Origin of the sequence: Pseudomonas sp. A-RE-22 (assembly GCF_019956035.1) — a bacterium.
GTDB lineage: Bacteria > Pseudomonadota > Gammaproteobacteria > Pseudomonadales > Pseudomonadaceae > Aquipseudomonas > Aquipseudomonas brassicacearum.
On the sequence record NZ_JAHBCZ010000021.1, the window covers coordinates 1 to 17,521 of the forward strand.

A 17,521-nucleotide genomic window follows, 5' to 3' on the forward strand; every position below is an offset into this window, starting at 1 on the left:
GGTGTATCCGGCGGCGGGTAACCTGGGCGGGGGTGGCTTCATGACCCTGCAAATGGCCGATGGCCGCAAGACGTTCCTGGATTTCCGCGAAAAAGCGCCCCTGGCCGCCACGGCCAACATGTACCTGGACAAGGATGGCAACGTCGTCCCCGACCTCAGCACCCGCGGACACCTGGCCGTGGGCGTGCCCGGCACCGTCTCCGGCATGGAGTTGGCATTGAAGAAATACGGCAGTAAACCGCGGGCGGAATTGATCGCCCCGGCCATCAAGTTCGCCGAGGAAGGCTTTGCCCTGGAGCAGGGCGATGTCGATCTGCTGGAAACCGCCACCGATGTGTTCAAGAAGGACATGCGTGACTCCGGGGCGATCTTCCTGCACAACGGCGAGCCCATGCAGGTCGGCCAGAAACTGGTGCAAAAAGACCTCGCCAAGACCCTGCGGGAAATCTCCGCCAAGGGTGCCGACGGTTTCTACAAAGGCTGGGTCGCCGATGCCATGGTCACCTCCAGCCAGGCCAACAAAGGCATCATCACCCAGGCCGACCTGGACAAATACAAGACCCGCGAGCTGGCCCCGGTGGAGTGTGACTACCGCGGCTATCACATCATCTCGGCGCCGCCGCCCAGTTCCGGCGGGGTGGTGCTGTGCCAGATCATGAACATCCTCGACGGTTATCCGATGAAGGACCTGGGGTTCCATTCGGCCCAGGGCATGCACTATCAGATCGAAGCCATGCGCCACGCCTACGTGGACCGCAACAGTTATCTGGGGGACCCGGACTTCGTGAAGAACCCCATCGACCATCTGCTGGATAAAAACTACGCCGCCAAGCTGCGGGCCGCGATCGAACCGCAAAAGGCCGGCGACTCGCAGAAGATCAAGCCCGGCGTGGCGCCCCATGAGGGCAGCAACACCACCCATTACTCCATCGTCGACCAGTGGGGCAATGCCGTTTCGGTCACCTACACCCTGAACGACTGGTTCGGTGCCGGTGTCATGGCAAGCAAGACCGGGGTGATTCTCAACGATGAAATGGACGACTTCACCGCCAAGGTCGGCGTGCCCAACATGTATGGCCTGGTACAGGGCGAAGCCAACGCCATCGCGCCGGGCAAGGCGCCGTTGTCATCCATGAGCCCGACCATTGTCACCAAGGACGGCAAGACGGTCATGGTGGTCGGCACCCCGGGCGGCAGCCGGATCATCACCGCGACGTTGCTGACGATCCTCAATGTGATCGACTACGGCATGAACCTCCAGGAGGCTGTCGACGCCCCACGTTTCCACCAACAGTGGATGCCGGAGGAAACCAACCTGGAGACTTTTGCGGCCAGCCCGGATACCCGCAAGCTGCTGGAGAGCTGGGGGCACAAGTTTGCCGGCCCGCAGGACCCCAACCACATTGCCGCGATCCTGGTCGGTGCGCCGTCATTGGGTGGCAAACCGGTGGGCAAGAACCGCTTCTATGGCGCCAACGACCCCCGTCGCAACACTGGGTTGTCGCTGGGGTATTGAGTTATCGCGCGGCTGCGATATTGTTTGAAGAGGGAAGGTCATGAACACCGCATTGCTGATCATCGATGTCCAGAACGCGCTGTGCTCAGGCGAAGAGGAATGCTTCGACAGCCAGCGCATCATCCGGACCATCAACGAACTGGCGGCCAAAACCCGGGCCCTGGGCTTGACGGTGATCCTGATCCAGCACGAAGAGTTGGAAGGCTCGCTGACGTATGGTTCTGCCGCCTGGCAACTGGCCGACGACCTGCTGACCGCTGCCGATGACCTGCGGGTGCGCAAGACCACCCCCGATGCCTTCTACCAGACCGACCTGCAACCGTTGTTGCAGGCCCGAGGCATCGACCGCCTGGTGGTCTGCGGGTTGCAAACCGACTATTGCGTCAACGCTACCGTGCGCCAAGCCCATGCCCTGGGGTACGACGTGGTTTTGGCGGCCGATGCCCACTCCACGGTGGACAACGGCAGCATGGCGGCTGAGCAGATCATCGCCAATCACAACAACCGATTGGGGCGGCTGAGCAGTGCGGTATCGCGGATCGATGTGGTAGCGGCGGCTGACATTCGCTTGTAGCCGATACCCATTGCTTGGATTGGGCTGTAGGAGCTGGCGAAGCCTGCGATCTTTTGATCTTATCTTTCGCTCTCGACTCAATGAGCGCTGGAAAGATCGCAGCCTCGTTACACTCGTCAGCTCCTACAGCGTCCAGCGGGAGCAAGCTCCCTCGCCACCCAGGTCATCGTTCATGGATTACGAGGTCACCACGGCAGCGCGCGCACTGGCAGCGGGGGACCCCGTCGCCGCGCTCAATCGCATTGCCTTGCGCAACGATGCCCCGGCCCTAGCGCTTCGCGGCATCGCCATGGCGCAACTGGGCGATCTGGCCAAGGCCAGGGCCCTGATGCGTCGGGCGGGCGCGGCCTTCGGGCCCAAGGAGACCGTGGCACGGGCGCGTTGTGTGGTCGCCGAAGGCGAAATCGCCCTGGCGTCCCGTGACCTGGCTTGGCCGATGAAGCGCCTCGACGCCGCGCGGGCGGTGCTCGAAACCCACGACGACCGGGCGAACGTTGCGCACGCCCACACGATCGAAATCCGGCGGCTGCTGTTGATCGGTCGGCTCGACGAGGCCGAACGCAGGCTCGTTGACCTGGAGCTTGCCTGCCTGCCCTTGGCATCACGGGCGGCTTGCGAGTTAGTGGCTGCGGGAATCGCCATGCGACGGTTGCAAACACAGGCCGCCCGCGCCGCCCTCGAACGGGCCGGGCAAGCCGCAGGGCAAGCGGGAATCGGCGCGCTGAGCGCCGAAATTGAAAGCGCCTGGCGGCTACTGCGCACACCCGCCGCGCGGCTGATCGCCCGAGGCCAGGAGCGCTTGCTCCTGCTGGAAGAAGTGCAAGCGCTGTTGGCCGGGCCGGCGTTGGTGGTGGACGCGTGCCGCTATGGGATCAGCGGCGCCGGCATTCAGGTCAGCCTTGCCCGGCGTCCGGTATTGTTCGCCTTGGCGCGAGGGCTGGCTCAAGCCTGGCCTGGCGACGTGCCAAGGGAAACGCTCATGACCCAGGCCTTCGGCTTGAAACTGACGGATGAATCCCATCGCGCCCGGCTGCGGGTCGAGATGGGGCGGTTGCGTGCCACGCTTCGTCCGTTGGCTGACGTGAGGGCAACCCAGCGCGGTTTTACCCTGGTGCCGCGACATGCCGACGAGGTCGTGGTGCTGGCGCGAGTCGTCGAGGAGCCCTACGCAGCGGTGCTGGCATTGCTGGCCGACGGTGAAGCCTGGTCCAGTTCAGCCCTGGCGCTGGCGCTGGACATCAGTCAGCGTAGCGTGCAACGGGCCTTGGAGACACTGGCCGCCGCCGGTAAGGCGCAGTCGTTCGGGCGCGCCAGGGCCCGTCGCTGGTTGGCGCCACCGATGCCTGGATTCGCGACGGTATTGTTACTCACTGCGCTGCCATCGGAGGATTAGGCTGCAGTCACACCCCACTGATGAGGCGAGTGAGATGAAACGTTCAGAGGCACAGATCCTGCGTGAATACGGTCCTTTCCCGGGCGTCGATTGCGTGCATGGCGTGAGCCATGACGGCGAGCGCGTCTGGTTAGCTTCAGGCGACAAGTTGCATGCCCTCGATCCCGCCAGTGGCCAGACCGTGCATTCGCTCGATGTCCCGGCGAATGCGGGCACGGCGTTCGACGGTGAGTATTTATTCCAGATTGCCGGCGACAGCATCCGCAAGATCGATCCACGCACCGGTCAGGTATTGGCGACGATTCCGGCCCCCAACAGCGGTGATGATTCCGGCCTGGCGTGGGCCGAAGGATCGCTCTGGGTCGGTCAGTACAAGGCGCGCAAGATACTGCAGATCGATCCCGCCGACGGAAGGGTCCTGCGCACCATCGAATCCAACCGCTTTGTCACGGGCGTGACCTGGGTCGATGGAGAGCTTTGGCACGGCACCTGGGAAAACGACGAGAGCGACCTGCGACGTATCGATCCGCAAACGGCGCAAGTGCTGGAAAGCGTGACGATGCCACCCGGGACCGGTGTGTCGGGGCTGGAGTCCGACGGGGCCGACCGGTTTTTCTGTGGCGGCGGTAGCAGTGGCAAGGTGAGGGCGGTTCGTCGGCCGGCGTGAGAGGCGGCAGATTTGCCATAGCTCCCTGGCCACAAAGGTGTCCGTCACATCACGGCGCACCAAGCACCATCGTCCAGTACACCCCCGCATCACTGCGTGAGTCGCTGGCGGAAGCTGCGCCCATCTGGGTGAACATCGGGTTCATCAGGTTGGCGCAGTGCCCCGGGCTGTCCAGCCAGTCTTGCATGGCCTGGCTCGGCGAGCGTTGACCAGCGGCGATGTTCTCGCCCAGTTTATGTCCGCGAAAGCCGGCGCTCTTGGCGCGATCGGAAGAGGAGCGACCGTCCGGATCGCGATGGGCGAAATAGTTCTCGCGGGCCATCGACCGGCTGTGGCCTTGGGCGGCGGTTCCCAACGCGGCGTTCCAGCTCAGCGGCCGGGCCGCCGCAAAGCGCTGGCGCCCGCACATCCGTGGCTTGGCCCTGGCGGCGTTGACCTGGGCCAGCAGCGACTTGTCCGACGCACCCGCGTCGCTCATCCGTGTGCCAGCCATGGGCTGCGCCAGCACCACGCGCCATTCATCACCGACCCGATTGACACCGATGTCGGCGTACTGGTTGTCCAGCAGCGCTGCGCAATGTTCGTCGGCCAACATGTCGAAGGCTTCTTCGGCGTCCCGCGCATCGGTCAGGCGGATGCTGCGCACAGCCCGGGCTTGATAGCCGACGTCTTTCAAGGTTTCCCGCAGGCCACCGCGAAAGCCCATCGGCAAGCCCAGGCTCGAACGCAGTACCAGTGGCTGGGTGGCACGCACCGTGCGCCATTCACAGCGGCGCGACTGGCTGCGGAAATCGTTGATGGCGTCCACCAGCTGCCTTTCGCTGCGGGCATGGGCGGGGCTGGTAAATAAGGGAAACAGGGCAAGCAAGCACAGCGAAACGAAACGGCAAGAGCGAACAGGGTGGCGCATGGGGCGAACGGCTCAAGAAGGGGGAGGTGCTTTAGCGCCAGGCTTGGCGCCGATCAGCTGGAAAACCCGTCGCTGCAGATCGGCGGGGTTTTCACGGCTGGGGTAGGACTGTCGGTTTTGAAACAAGTTTCAGGAAGGCGAAGAGTATCTGCGGGCTGGCACAACTGTGTTCAGTGGGTTCAATTCGCCGTTTCAGCCACAGGCACCTTGACCCGTTCGACCTTGCGATAGGTCAGCAGCACGATGCCCGTCACCACAATCGCGCCACCCATCACCTGGCCCGGGTTGAGCATCTGGTCCAGCACCAGCCAGCCGATCAGCAGCGTGGCCAGCGGTTCGATGTTCATCACCGGGGCGTTGCGCGGCATGTCCAGGCGGGGCACGGAAATGAACAGCACAGTGAAGCCGGTGCCGTAGAGCACCACCAGGGTCGCCAGGGCGAACCAACCGGTGCTGCTGGCTGGCAGGTCGAAACCGCCGGGCAGGGCACCGGTCAGGCCGGCGAGGTTGACGCTGCTGAAGACGATGAAGATCGTCAGCAGGCTGCGAACCGAGCCGCGTACCTGGGACAACTTGTGATCGGTGATCCACAGTGCGCAGGCAAAGGCGCAAGCAGCGCAAAAGGCCAAACCCACCCCCAGCAGCCATTGCGGGCCGACGCCTTGCCCAGACGATAACCGCGCCGGCACTTCCAGCACGAACACCAGCCCCACCAGGATCATGCCCATCAACGCGGCGGTGCGCGCCGTCGGGCGTGGCCCGCCCAGGGCCCAGGTCAGCAAAGCCAGCAGGATCGGAAACACGTTGCCCACCAACAGCGCCAACGCCACCGGAACCCGCGCCACGGCGGAGTACAGGCACAGGCTCTGGGCGCCGATCAACAGCCCCAGTGCCAATTGCCAGCGCCACGCATCGGGCGGCAGGCGCAGGCTCTGTCGTTGCCAGAGCACCATCGCAGCCAGCACCAGCAGCGTCCCGCCCGAGCGCAGCAAGATCGCCAGCAGCACACCGGCACCGTCATCGAACGCGGCCCGCGCGGCGACGTGGTTCCCGGCGAAGGCACAGCCCATGCATAGCAGGACGAGCACCGCGAGGTGGCGGGGTAACGGCGTGGGGGTGTCAGGTGCAGCGATGGGGCGAGTCATGGCAGGTGTCTCTATGGCGGCCGCCAAGGCAAAAGGTCCTGGATCGGCTGTTTTTAGTTATAGGTTGTCGTACGACTGTAAGGTTTTTACCTCGTGGGGTGCAAGGGACAAGGTCGGCAGGGCTGTACGCTCGGTATTTAGTTGCTTTGGCGTGTATATCCGTTTCTGCGGTAACGGCTACTTAGGGTTCCGCCTTTACGGCGGGTCACTTTCGAAAAAGCCGGGAGCCCGTCGAAAGTGACCCGCCGTAAGGGCGGAACCGCCAGCCGCCGTTACCGCAGAAACGGATATACACCCCCCAAAAAAAACACAGCGGAATATCAAAATGAACAGCATTACGCACATTATCCGGTGCTTTGCTGTACAACAAACCTGGCCGCTGTGTCGTTTACAGCATCGCCCTTCTTGCGGAAAAACTCATGCGCCTGGCCGATTTCATTCTCGACAATATCGAGCCGATTCTTCAGGCGTGGGAAGACTTCGCCAAAACCATCACCCCCGCATCCATTGGCATGGATTCCGTGGCCCTGCGCGACCATGCCGAGCAGATGCTGCGCACCATCGCCGCTGACCTGCGCACCTCGCAAACGCGCAAGGAGGCAATTGCCAAGTCCCACGGGGAGGCCCCGACGGCGGATGCCGAAACCGCCGCCGAAACCCATGCGGTCATCCGCCAGTCCTCGGGTTTCACCGTGGAACAAATGGTCTCCGAATACCGGGCCCTGCGCACCAGCGTGCTCATGCTCTGGATGCCGCACACGCAGTTGGATCACAAACAGGTCATGGACGATCTGATTCGATTCAACGAGGCCGTGGACCAGGCCTTGGCCGAGTCCGTCGTCAGTTACTCGGGGGCGGTGGATGCGTCGCGCAACATCTTTCTCGGGATTCTGGGGCATGACCTGCGCAGCCCCTTGGGCGCGATCCTGCTGAGTTCCGAAGTGCTGCTGCGGGCGGGGGACCTGCCCGCCAAGGCCACCAAGATCACTTCGCGTATCTACACCAGCGTCAAGCGGGCCAACAAAATCGTCGGCGATCTGCTGGATTTCACCCGTACCCAACTCGGCTCGGGCATTCCGGTGCAGCGTTTCAACGGCGATCTGGTGGCCGCCTGCGAAGGCATGGTGGAGGAGGCGCGGGCCTATCACCCGGAAAGCGAAATCCGCTTTGAAACGACCGGTGCCCTGGAGGCGCGGTTTGATCCCGCCCGCATGGAGCAAGTATTTGCCAACCTGATTGGCAACGCCGTCCAGCATGGTGCCGAAGGCACGCCGGTGACTGTTTCGTTGAGCGTGGAAAAGGATATGGCCGTGATTGCGATCAACAACCAGGGCAAGCCTATCGAGAAAGAGGCCATTGCCAACATCTTCAACCCAATGGTCCGAAGTCTGTGCAGCGGTGAAATGCAGTACGGTTCCACGGCTGGGCTCGGACTTGGCCTGCACATCGCTTCGGCGATCGTATCGGCCCATCAGGGCACCATCAAGGTCCACTCGGAGGCGCAAGTCGGCACGACATTTACCGTTCGTATACCGCTGAACCCGGCCTGATCGACTGTCCGCAAGAGCAGATTCACATACTTGTACGATGTCTTATCACGTAGTAAAACTGTCGTCCCGTCCAATAATAATTAACGGAGACGCACCGATGGATGCTTCGCAATCTGCAACCGCCGCCGATCAGGGCCGCCGGGTATTCCTGAAAAAATCCCTGGTGGTCTCGGCCGCTGCCGCCGCCCTTGGCAATCTGCCAGGGCTCGCCCAGGCCGAACCCTTGAGCCAGCGTTACCCGGACCCGCTGATCAATATCCTTGACCCCAGCTTCATGGACTTGCGCATCTTCAACGCCAGCGTGGAGAAACTCGCCACCGGTCTGCGTTGGGCAGAAGGGCCGGTGTGGGTCGGTGACGGTCGTTACCTGCTGGTCAGCGACATTCCCAACAACCGCATCGTGCGCTGGGATGAAATCACCGGCAGCCTGTCGGTGTACCGCGAGAATTCCAACTTCTCCAACGGCATGTGCCGCGATCGCCAGGGCCGGCTGCTGGTGTGCGAAGGCTCCACCACCGCCAGCGAAGGCCGACGCATCACTCGCACCGAGCACAACGGCACTATCACCGTGCTGGCGGACAGTTTCGAAGGCAAGCCGCTGAACTCGCCCAACGACATCGTGTGCAAGCGTGATGGCTCGGTCTGGTTCACCGACCCGCCGTTCCAGACCGGCAACAACTACGAGGGACACAAAGTCACCCCCGCCCAGCCCCACGCGGTGTATCGCATCGACGGCGGAACCGGCAAGGTCAGCCGGGTGATCGACGACCTGGCGGGGCCGAACGGGTTGTGTTTTTCCCCGGACGAGAAAATCCTCTACGTGGTCGAAGGCCGGGCCAAGCCCAACCGCTTGATCTGGGCAATCACGGTCAAGGACGATGGCACGCTGGGGGAGCGGCGCAAGCACATCGAAGGCCTGGATTACGCGGCGATCGATGGAATCAAGTGCGACGAGAGCGGCAACCTCTGGTGCGGTTGGGGCGGCAATGGCGACCCCAAGGCCGACCTGGAAAAACTCGACGGTGTGCGAGTGTTCAACCCTGAAGGCAAAGCCATCGGGCACATCTCCCTGCCGGAGCGCTGCCCCAACGTCTGCTTCGGAGGGCGGGAAGGCAATCGGTTGTTCATGGCCGGCAGCCATTCGCTGTATTCGCTGTTCGTGAATACACGGGGGGCGACGTTTGCCTGATTGAGCGGTTCTCCATTGTGGCGAGGATACTGTGGGAGCAAAGCTTGCTCGCGATACAGGCGATGCGGTCTTTCAGAAATCGAGTCGCCTGTATCGCGGGCAAGCCTTGCTCCCACGGCCTAGTCACAAGGGTGTGTTCAGTGAGTATCCTCTGATGGGTTCAGGATTGTCCGCAACTCCATAGCTCCACGGTCGGCTGGCCCTCTGTCGGCGGCCCCAACCAATGGCTCATCGGCCGGCAAGTGCCATCGAAGCACACTTGATAATCGCCGGCCTGCGGCGTACGGCCCAGCCTCAGCGGTTGCAGCGGCGGCATCTGGCGTTGGTAGTGCCAACTGCCATTTTCCAGTCGGGCGTTTTCGGGAATCTCCATGCCCGCGCCATTGCCTCTGACCCTGGCTTCACCCAGGACCAACCCTTGTGCGGTCACGCGATAATCTTCCTCCCAGCGGATCTTTTCGATGGTGTGGTTCCATGCCAGCGTGAAATCGGCAACGGGAAGCTGGGCCCAGACCACGCCGGACAGGCCCAGACACAGCCCGATCACGCCAAGGCCCGTCCGGCACGCCGCGAGCGCCAGATGTGCTGGAAAATCAGCAGCCCACCCAGCACGAAGCCAATCTCGTCGGTCAGCGGCAGGGCCACCACCAGCAACGCGCCAGCCGCAAAACACAACAGGCGCTCCCAGACCGGCATCTTCTGTTGCAGATAGCCGGTGGACGCCATGCCCCAAAGCCCGACGGCCAACAACGTCTTGATCAGCATGTACGCGGTCATCCACAGGTTGTCGCCCTGGAGCATCAGTGCCGGGTTATAGACCGCCATGAACGGAATGACGAAACCGGCGAGGGCGATGCGCACCGCCCAGAAGCTGATCTTCAGGCCACTTTCCCGGGCAATGGGCGCGGCGGCGAAACAGGCCAGCGCCACCGGTGGGGTCAGGTCGGCGAGGATGCCGAAATAGAACACGAACATGTGCGATACGATCAGCGGCACGCCCAGTTCCAGCAGGGCGGGCGCGGCGATCGAGCTGGTGATGATGTAGTTGGGAATGGTCGGGATGCCCATGCCCAGCACCAGGCAAGTGAGCATGGTGAGGATCAGCGACAGCAACAGGTTGTCCCTGCCGATGGCGAGGATGTAGCCGGCAAAAGTGGAGGCCACGCCGGTCAGCGAGACCACGGCGATGATGCTGCCTACCAAGGCGCAGGCGATCCCCACTGGAACGGCATGACGCGCGCCATCTACCAACGCGTGCAGGCAGATGACCAGGGTTTCCCGCGTGCCTTGCATGAACCAGCAGACCACCACCAACACGCCGATCACCGCGAACACGACACCGATGCCCAACCGGAAAAAACCGACGCACAGCAGCCCCAAGGCGATCCAGAAGGCACAGCGCAAAGCATAGTTCGAGACCTTGAGAATGATCGCCGAGCCGAGAATCACGATGGCTGTCAAAGCCAGGCCCACCATGCCGGAAAACAGCGGTGTGCGTCCGGAAAACAGCAGGTAGACCAACACCCCGAGCGGGATCAGCAAGTACCAGTTTTCCTTGACCGCGCCCCAGGCGCTGGGGCATTGGTCCTTGGGCAGGCCCTTGAGGTCGGAGCGTTTGGCTTCCAGGTGAACCATCCAGAACACCGAGCCGAAGTACAAGCACGCGGGTATCAATGCGGCCTTGGCGATTTCCACGAACGGCACATTGATGGTTTCGGCCATGATGAAGGCCACCGCGCCCATTACCGGCGGCATGATCTGGCTGCCCATGCTGGAAGTCGCTTCCACACCGCCAGCAAACGCGGCCTTGTAGCCGAATCGCTTCATCAACGGGATGGTGAATTGCCCGGTGGTGACCACGTTGGCGATGCCTGAGCCGGTGATGGTGCCCATCAGCGCCGATGACACCACCGCCACTTTCGCCGGCCCGCCCAGTTTGTGGCCGAACAGGCCCATGGCGAAATCGGTGAACAGCTTTATCATGCCGGCCTTTTCCAGGAAGGCGCCAAACAGGATGAACAGGAAGATATAGGTGGCCGACACGTAGGTCGGCGTGCCGTACAAGCCTTCGGTGCCGAATGACAGTTGGTTGATGATTTGATCGACGCCATAGCCGCGATGGGCCAAATCCCCCGGCAGGTATTCGCCGAACAGGCCATAGGCCAGGAACAGGCCGCAGATGATCGGCAGCGCGATGCCCATCACCCGCCGGGCGGCTTCGAAGACCAGCACGATCAGGATCACGCCGATGATCATGTCGGCGGTGGTCAGGTCGCCAGAGCGCTGGATCAGGTCGGCTTCGAACACCCATTGATAGAGCGCCGTCGCCACGCTCCCCAGGCTCAGGACCCAGGCCAGGGGTTGCCAGGGACGCTGCTTGCCATAGGCCGGGTAGCTGAGGAACACCACCCACAGCAGGAAGCCGACATGCACCGCCCGCAGCACGATGCTGGAGACTGGAGAAAACGCGGCGGTGACGATCTGGAACACTGAAAACAGCAAGGCCACGTAAAACAGTGTCTTGGGCCAGTCCCGCGGGTCCGTGGCGATGCCGTGCTGGTCTTCACTCATGAGGTGCCTGCCTTCTGTTCACATTCAAGGGGCGAAAACACGATGCATCAACGGCGACGGGCGCCGTTGATGCGTAGGGTGTTACAGCGCGCCCACTTCCTTGTAGTAGCGCTCGGCACCGGGGTGGAGTGCGATCGGCAGGTTTTTCGCGGCGTTTTTCAAGGTGATGTCCTTGGCCGCCGAATGGGAAGTGCCCAGGCGAGTGAGGTTCTCGAAGAGCAGCTTGGTCATCTGGTACACCACCTCATCCGGCACGTCCTCGCGGGTGACCAGGATGTTGGTGATGGCCACGGTCGGTACGGCGTCGGTCTGGCCGTCGTAGGTGTTGGCCGGAATCATTGCGCTTTGATAGGCCGGGTTAGCGATTTTCTCCACCACATCGGTGGGCACCGATACATAGCTCAGCGCCATGGTCGAGGCCAGGTCACGAATGGCCGCCATCCCCAGGCCGGAGGACTGCAGTGTGGCATCCAGTTGGCGGTTCTTGATCAAGTCCACCGACTCGGCGAACGGCAAGTACTGGACCTTCATGTCTTGGTAGGTCAGCCCTGCGGCCTTGAAGATCGCCCGGGCATTGAGTTCGGTGCCGGATTTTGCCGCGCCGACGGAAACGGTCTTGCCCTTGAGGTCGGCCAATGTCTTGATGCCGGACTCCTGGCTGGCGACGATCTGGATGTAATTGGGATAGGCGCCAGCGATGGCGCGCAGTTTGGTCAACGGTGCCTTGAAACCGGCGTCTTCCACACCGTTCCTGGCATCCGCCACCGAGTCGCCCAGGGCCAGGGCCAGCTCGCCACGACCGGCTTGCAGCAGGTTGAGGTTTTCCACCGAGGCCTTGGTGGCTTGCACCGATGTCTTGGCGTCCTGGATACCACTGCTGTAGATCTGCGACAGCCCGACCCCGATCGGGTAATAAACCCCACTGGTGCCCCCCGTCAGGATGTTGATATACACCGGGGCTGCCTGGGCCGTGGTGCTGACCACCAGGGCTGCCGCGGCGGCCAGGAGGGTGAAGCGCTTGTTGACTCGCATGGGGACCTCTCCGTCTTGTTATGGCTGTATGCAGAGTCTTTCCACTGTAGTTCAAACGGGGCGGTGGCGAGTCGAGCCGTGGTCAGGAGGTTTTTGTGGTTATGCCAGGGGCGCCGTACTGCCTCGCACCGTCAACTCAAACGGCAACACCACATGCCGTTCGGCAATCGGCTTTTTCTCGATCAGGGCAATCAGCATCTCTACCGCTTTTTGACCAAACGCTTCGGCAGGTTGCGCAATGGTGGTCAGGGGCGGGTCGCAATAGGCGGCGAACGGGATGTCGTCAAACCCCACCAGGGAAATATCCTCGGGCACCCGCAGGCCCATTTGCTTGATGCGCCTGAGCGCGCCGATGGCCATCTCGTCGTTTTCACAGAACAGCGCGCTGGGCCGGTCGGCCAGCGCCAGCATCGCGCCGGCCCCGTCATCACCGGCCTTCAACGTGAAGTCGCCATGGCAGATCAGGCTTGGGTCGACGGCGATATCGGCCTGGTTCAGGGCATCCTGGTAACCGGCCACGCGGTCCAGGGTCAAGGGGCTGCTGCGTGGCCCCTTGATGATGCCGATGCGGCGATGGCCGAGGCCGATCAGGTGCTCGGTCATGGCCTGGGCGGCGGCGCGGTTGTCGAGGCTGATGGTCGGGTAGGGGGCGTGCTTGACCACTTCGCAGGCGTTGACCAGCGGCAGGCTTTCAGCGCCTGCGGGCATCGATTCGAAAGGATCGCTGGCGCGCAACTGGATCACCCCGTCGGCCTGGTGGGCGTAGACCAGCGCGGCGAATTCCCGCTCGATCTGCGCGCGGCCCTGGGTGTCGCACAGCAGCAATCGATAACCCGCCGCCTGCGCGGCCTGCTGCGCGCCGCTGATGACCCGGGCGAAAAACGTGTTGGCGATGGTCGGCACCAGGATCACCAGGTTGCCGGTGCGCCGGGAGCGAAATTGCACCGCCATCAGGTTGGGTCGATAGCCGGCCTGTTCCACCGCCGCGTTGACCTTGTCCCGCGTCTCGGGAAGCACCCGTTCGGGCGATTTCAGGGTTCTGGACACCGTGGCCACCGACACACCGGCCAGCCGGGCCACTTCACGAATGTTGGACAAAATCACCTCGGGGGGCAGGGGCTACGGTTGGGGAGCTTACCGCAGGTTGAGCGCCTCACAAATGTTCATGCGTGACCTCGTGGGGTTTGACACGCAGGAAAACTGAGCCTAGATTTCCGCCATGATGTAACCGGTTACATCATCATCCTCACAGGAAGACAATCGCGATGAATCCTGTAGCACCGAAAATAAGAATGGGCTTCGTCGGCGGTGGAGAGGGCGCGTTCATCGGCCAGGCCCACCGTCAGGCCGCGGGCCTGGACGGCGGTTTCGAACTGGTCTGCGGCGCATTCAGCCGCGATCCTCACAACACTCGGCAGACCGGCGCGGCCCTGGGCCTGCCAGCGTCCCGTTGCTACCACGACTGGCAGCAGATGCTCGACACCGAAGCGCTGCTGCCTCTGGATCAGCGCATGGAACTGCTGGTGATCGTCACGCCCAATCACCTCCATGCGCCTATCGCCAGCCAGGCCTTGAAAGCCGGTTTCCATGTGTTCAGCGAGAAACCCGCCGCGCTGGACCTCAACGAGTTGCTGGCCCTCAGGGACGTGCTGCAAGGCAGCCGTTGCCTCTACGGCCTGGCCCACACCTACCTGGGCTATCCCATGGTTTGGCAGGCCCGGGAGATGGTGCGTTCGGGCGAGATCGGTCAGGTGCGCAAAGTGCTGGTCGAGTACCCCCAAGGCTGGCTCAGCCAGGATGTCGCCGCTCAGGGCAATAAACAGGCGGAGTGGCGTGACGACCCCGGGCAGTCAGGCCTGGGCGGATGCATCGGCGACATCGGCACCCACGCGTTTTCCCTGGCCGAGTTCGTCGCAGACCAGCCTATCCAACAGCTATGCGCCGTCTTGGGTACGCACATCCCGGGCCGACAATTGGATGACGACGCCGCGATGCTGTTCAAGATGGCGAGCGGTGCCAGCGGCGCGTTGATCGCAAGCCAGGTCTGCACCGGTGAAGAGAACCCGCTGAAGATTCGCGTCTACGGCGACAAGGGCGCCTTGGAGTGGCGCCAGGAAGAACCGGCGAGCCTGATCCATCGCGCCTTTGACCAACCCCTGCGCATCTTGCGTAGCGGTGTCGGCCAGCCGTGGTTGTGCGCGGCGGCCACGCGGCGCATGCGCCTGCCGGCCGGGCATCCCGAGGGCTACCTGGAGGCCATGGCCAACCTCTACGGCGATTTCGCCCAGGCCATTCGCAACCATGTCGAAGGCCCTGACGTCCCTGGCGTACCCGGCATCGAGACCGGTTTGCGTGGCATGGCATTCATCGAGGCCGCCATCCTCAATCACCGTGGCGAGGCGAAATGGACCGCCGTGCAGACCGGAGCATCCCTGTTGTGAATACCCTCGACAAGACACCGAGCGGCCTGCGTGGCCCAGGCATTTTCCTGGCGCAATTCATGTCCGCCGAAGCGCCGTTCGACACCCTGGCCAACATCGCCCAGTGGGCGGCGTCGCAAGGCTACAAGGCCATTCAACTACCGACGTCGGGCCCGCAATACATCGACCTGGCCCGGGCCGCCGAGAGCCAGGATTATTGCGACGAGCTCAAGGCCACCTGTGCCCAGGCCGGTGTCGAGATCAGCGAGTTATCGACGCACCTGCAAGGCCAGTTGGTGGCGGTGCACCCGGCGTTCGACGCGCTGTTCGACGACTTCGCCCCGGCCCATCTGCGCGGCCAGCCCCAGGCACGTACCGAGTGGGCGATCGAACAACTCAAGCTGGCCGCCCGCGCCAGCCAGCGGTTGGGGCTGAAGGCTCATGCAACGTTTTCCGGCGCGCTGCTGTGGCCGTATCTCTACCCATGGCCGCAACGTCCGACAGGCCTGGTGGAGCAAGGGTTCGCCGAACTGGCCCGGCGCTGGTTGCCGATTCTCGACTGCTTCGACGCGGCGGGGGTGGACCTGTGCTACGAAATCCACCCCGGCGAAGACCTCCACGACGGGGCCTCGTTCGAGCGCTTCCTGGAGGCCGTCGATCATCACCCGCGGGCGGCGATCCTCTATGACCCCAGCCATCTGCTGCTGCAACAGATGGACTACCTGGGTTTCATCGATCGCTACCACGCGCGCATCCGCATGTTCCACGTCAAGGACGCCGAGTTCCGCCCCGACGCCCGTTCCGGGGTGTACGGCGGTTACCAGGGCTGGGTCGATCGGCCCGGGCGGTTCCGTTCGTTGGGCGATGGCCAGATCGATTTCAAATCGATCTTCAGCAAATTGACCCAATACGATTTCAGCGGTTGGGCGGTCTTGGAATGGGAGTGTTGCCTGAAGGATTCGCAACAGGGCGCCGCAGAAGGCGCTGCGTTCATCCAGCGGCACATGATCAGCAAGACGCGCAAGGCTTTCGACGATTTTGCTGGTGTAACGGCGGATGAAGACTCCAACCGGCGGTTGCTGGGCCTGTTGAGGTAGCCGGCCCAACCCAAAAACCTGTGGCGAGGAAACCCGGTGTGGGAGCAAGGCTTGCCCGCGATGAACGAAAACGCGGTTCAACGGTTAGACCGTGGCGCGGCCATCGCGGGCAAGCCTTGCTCCCACAGTGGAGGTAAATCCCTTTGCAACAAAAGCGGTGCGTTTTTTCTTTCTTCACAAGAACAACAATAAAACGGTGACTGTCATGACCACGATGAACGCACGCCTCAGCGTGATGATGTTCCTGCAGTTCTTTATCTGGGGGGGCTGGTTCGTCACCCTGGGGACTTTTCTCTCCAGCACGCTGGGCGCCAGCGGCGGGCAGATCGGCATGGCGTTTTCCACTCAGTCGTGGGGGGCGATCATTGCGCCGTTTGTCATCGGCCTGATCGCCGACCGCTACTTCAATGCCGAACGGATCCTGGCGGTGTTGCACCTGCTGGGCGCGGCGTTGCTGTATCAGCTGTATTCGGCGGCGGACTTCAGCGTGTTCTACCCGTATGTGCTGGCGTACATGGTGGTCTACATGCCGACGCTGGCCCTGGTCAATTCCGTGGCGTTCCGGCAAATGCGCGACCCGGCGCTGGAGTTCTCGCGCATCCGGGTGTGGGGCACGATTGGCTGGATCGTCGCGGGCGTGGTGATCAGTTTTGTGTTCGCCTGGGATTCGCGTGAAGCGATCTCTGCAGGCGGTTTGCGCAATACCTTCCTGATGGCGGCCATCGCTTCCCTGGTCCTGGGGCTCTACAGTTTCACGCTGCCGGCCACGGCGCCGTTCCAAGAGCAGGCGAGCGGTGGCGGCATCAAGCAGTTGTTGGGCTTGGATGCATTGGGTCTGTTGAAGGACCGCAGCTACCTGGTGTTCTTCATCGCCTCGATCCTGATCTGCATTCCCTTGGCCTTTTATTACCAGAATGCCAACCCGTTCCTGGCCGAAACCGGCATGACCAACCCGACGGCGAAGATGGCCATCGGGCAGGTCTCGGAAGTGTTGTTCATGTTGCTGTTGCCGCTGTTCATCCAACGCTTCGGCATCAAGCTGGCGCTGTTGGTGGGCATGTTGGCGTGGGCGCTGCGCTACCTGTTGTTCGCCTACGGCAATAACGGCGACCTGGCGTTCATGCTGTTCACCGGCATTGCCCTGCACGGCATCTGTTATGACTTCTTTTTTGTCTCGGGGCAGATCTACACCGATGCCAAGGCGCCGAAGCATTTGCGCAGTTCGGCCCAGGGCCTGATTACCCTGGCGACCTATGGTGTGGGGATGCTGATCGGCTTCTGGGTCGCGGGGCAGGTGACCGATCACTTTGTCCTGGAGGGCGGCCACGATTGGAAAAGCATCTGGCTGTTCCCGGCCGGTTTCGCGTTGCTGGTGTTCGCCTGTTTCCTGTTTTCCTTCAGCGGCCGGCAGGCGGTTAGCGCGCCATCAAAGGCCTGAAGCACAAGCAGGGCTGGGC

At 62.7% G+C, this 17,521-nt stretch carries 15 protein-coding genes; 9 read left to right on the forward strand and 6 right to left on the reverse strand.

Features of this window, described 5'->3' with window-relative positions:
• The 4 genes from ggt to KGA89_RS11920 form a co-directional block, all read left to right on the forward strand.
• The coding region (gene ggt / locus KGA89_RS11905; RefSeq protein ID WP_223471638.1) for a gamma-glutamyltransferase at positions 1–1,516 on the forward strand (1,516 nt) is incomplete at its 5' end.
• Positions 1,517–1,556: 40 nt separating this feature from the next.
• Positions 1,557–2,090, forward strand: coding sequence for a cysteine hydrolase family protein (locus KGA89_RS11910; RefSeq protein WP_223471639.1), 534 nt, complete (start codon positions 1,557–1,559; stop codon positions 2,088–2,090).
• 172 nt (positions 2,091–2,262) lie between these two features.
• A complete protein-coding gene (locus tag KGA89_RS11915) occupies positions 2,263–3,483 on the forward strand; it encodes a helix-turn-helix domain-containing protein (protein ID WP_223471640.1) in 1,221 nt (406 codons plus the stop codon).
• 34 nt (positions 3,484–3,517) lie between these two features.
• Positions 3,518–4,150, forward strand: a complete 633-nt coding sequence (locus KGA89_RS11920) for a glutaminyl-peptide cyclotransferase (RefSeq protein WP_223471641.1) — start codon at positions 3,518–3,520, stop codon at positions 4,148–4,150.
• 49 nt (positions 4,151–4,199) lie between these two features.
• Here KGA89_RS11920 and KGA89_RS11925 read toward each other — a convergent pair whose 3' ends face one another.
• Positions 4,200–5,060 carry a CAP domain-containing protein gene (locus KGA89_RS11925; RefSeq protein ID WP_223471642.1) on the reverse strand — a complete coding sequence of 287 codons (861 nt, stop codon included), beginning with the start codon at positions 5,058–5,060 and terminating at the stop codon, positions 4,200–4,202.
• Positions 5,061–5,239: 179 nt separating this feature from the next.
• A complete protein-coding gene (locus tag KGA89_RS11930) occupies positions 5,240–6,205 on the reverse strand; it encodes an EamA family transporter (protein ID WP_223471643.1) in 966 nt (321 codons plus the stop codon).
• 419 nt (positions 6,206–6,624) lie between these two features.
• Here KGA89_RS11930 and KGA89_RS11935 point away from each other — a divergent pair, with 419 nt between their 5' ends.
• Entirely contained in the window at positions 6,625–7,755 is a 1,131-nt protein-coding gene (locus KGA89_RS11935; protein WP_003203281.1) for a sensor histidine kinase, read from the forward strand.
• Positions 7,756–7,852: 97 nt separating this feature from the next.
• Positions 7,853–8,944: an SMP-30/gluconolactonase/LRE family protein gene (locus KGA89_RS11940; protein WP_003203277.1), complete on the forward strand. Its 1,092-nt coding sequence runs from the start codon at positions 7,853–7,855 to the stop codon at positions 8,942–8,944.
• 160 nt (positions 8,945–9,104) lie between these two features.
• On the opposite strand, the gene KGA89_RS11945 is transcribed toward KGA89_RS11940, so the two are convergent.
• From KGA89_RS11945 to KGA89_RS11960, 4 genes are all read right to left on the reverse strand, one after another.
• Entirely contained in the window at positions 9,105–9,491 is a 387-nt protein-coding gene (locus KGA89_RS11945) for a DUF1850 domain-containing protein (protein WP_027912007.1), read from the reverse strand.
• Positions 9,488–11,515 carry a TRAP transporter permease gene (locus tag KGA89_RS11950; protein ID WP_003203272.1) on the reverse strand — a complete coding sequence of 676 codons (2,028 nt, stop codon included), beginning with the start codon at positions 11,513–11,515 and terminating at the stop codon, positions 9,488–9,490. The genes KGA89_RS11945 and KGA89_RS11950 overlap by 4 nt, the downstream gene beginning before the upstream one ends.
• Before the next feature lie 81 nt (positions 11,516–11,596).
• Positions 11,597–12,547 carry a TAXI family TRAP transporter solute-binding subunit gene (locus KGA89_RS11955; RefSeq protein ID WP_223471644.1) on the reverse strand — a complete coding sequence of 317 codons (951 nt, stop codon included), beginning with the start codon at positions 12,545–12,547 and terminating at the stop codon, positions 11,597–11,599.
• Positions 12,548–12,646: 99 nt separating this feature from the next.
• Entirely contained in the window at positions 12,647–13,645 is a 999-nt protein-coding gene (locus KGA89_RS11960) for a LacI family DNA-binding transcriptional regulator (protein ID WP_223471645.1), read from the reverse strand.
• Between the two features lie 167 nt (positions 13,646–13,812).
• On the opposite strand from KGA89_RS11960, the gene KGA89_RS11965 reads away from it, so the two are divergent.
• The 3 genes from KGA89_RS11965 (at position 13,813) to KGA89_RS11975 (ending at position 17,502) form a co-directional block, all read left to right on the forward strand.
• Positions 13,813–14,988, forward strand: coding sequence for a Gfo/Idh/MocA family protein (locus KGA89_RS11965; RefSeq protein ID WP_223471646.1), 1,176 nt, complete (start codon positions 13,813–13,815; stop codon positions 14,986–14,988).
• Positions 14,952–16,064: a sugar phosphate isomerase/epimerase family protein gene (locus tag KGA89_RS11970; protein WP_223471647.1), complete on the forward strand. Its 1,113-nt coding sequence runs from the start codon at positions 14,952–14,954 to the stop codon at positions 16,062–16,064. The genes KGA89_RS11965 and KGA89_RS11970 overlap by 37 nt, the downstream gene beginning before the upstream one ends.
• Positions 16,065–16,269: 205 nt before the next feature.
• Positions 16,270–17,502: a nucleoside permease gene (locus tag KGA89_RS11975; RefSeq protein ID WP_013693690.1), complete on the forward strand. Its 1,233-nt coding sequence runs from the start codon at positions 16,270–16,272 to the stop codon at positions 17,500–17,502.
• The last annotated feature ends 19 nt before the right edge of the window (positions 17,503–17,521 follow it).

Excerpts from the sequence above, each read along its gene's own strand:
- KGA89_RS11955 (WP_223471644.1), bottom strand. The coding sequence starts at position 12,547 with ATGCGAGTCAACAAGCGCTTCACCCTCCTGGCCGCCGCGGCAGCCCTG.
- KGA89_RS11970 (WP_223471647.1), top strand. The coding sequence starts at position 14,952 with ATGGACCGCCGTGCAGACCGGAGCATCCCTGTTGTGAATACCCTCGAC.
- KGA89_RS11935 (WP_003203281.1), top strand. The coding sequence starts at position 6,625 with ATGCGCCTGGCCGATTTCATTCTCGACAATATCGAGCCGATTCTTCAG.
- KGA89_RS11930 (WP_223471643.1), bottom strand. The coding sequence starts at position 6,205 with ATGACTCGCCCCATCGCTGCACCTGACACCCCCACGCCGTTACCCCGC.
- KGA89_RS11950 (WP_003203272.1), bottom strand. The coding sequence starts at position 11,515 with ATGAGTGAAGACCAGCACGGCATCGCCACGGACCCGCGGGACTGGCCC.
- KGA89_RS11965 (WP_223471646.1), top strand. The coding sequence starts at position 13,813 with ATGAATCCTGTAGCACCGAAAATAAGAATGGGCTTCGTCGGCGGTGGA.
- KGA89_RS11975 (WP_013693690.1), top strand. The coding sequence starts at position 16,270 with ATGACCACGATGAACGCACGCCTCAGCGTGATGATGTTCCTGCAGTTC.
- KGA89_RS11940 (WP_003203277.1), top strand. The coding sequence starts at position 7,853 with ATGGATGCTTCGCAATCTGCAACCGCCGCCGATCAGGGCCGCCGGGTA.
- KGA89_RS11915 (WP_223471640.1), top strand. The coding sequence starts at position 2,263 with ATGGATTACGAGGTCACCACGGCAGCGCGCGCACTGGCAGCGGGGGAC.
- KGA89_RS11925 (WP_223471642.1), bottom strand. The coding sequence starts at position 5,060 with ATGCGCCACCCTGTTCGCTCTTGCCGTTTCGTTTCGCTGTGCTTGCTT.
- KGA89_RS11910 (WP_223471639.1), top strand. The coding sequence starts at position 1,557 with ATGAACACCGCATTGCTGATCATCGATGTCCAGAACGCGCTGTGCTCA.
- KGA89_RS11920 (WP_223471641.1), top strand. The coding sequence starts at position 3,518 with ATGAAACGTTCAGAGGCACAGATCCTGCGTGAATACGGTCCTTTCCCG.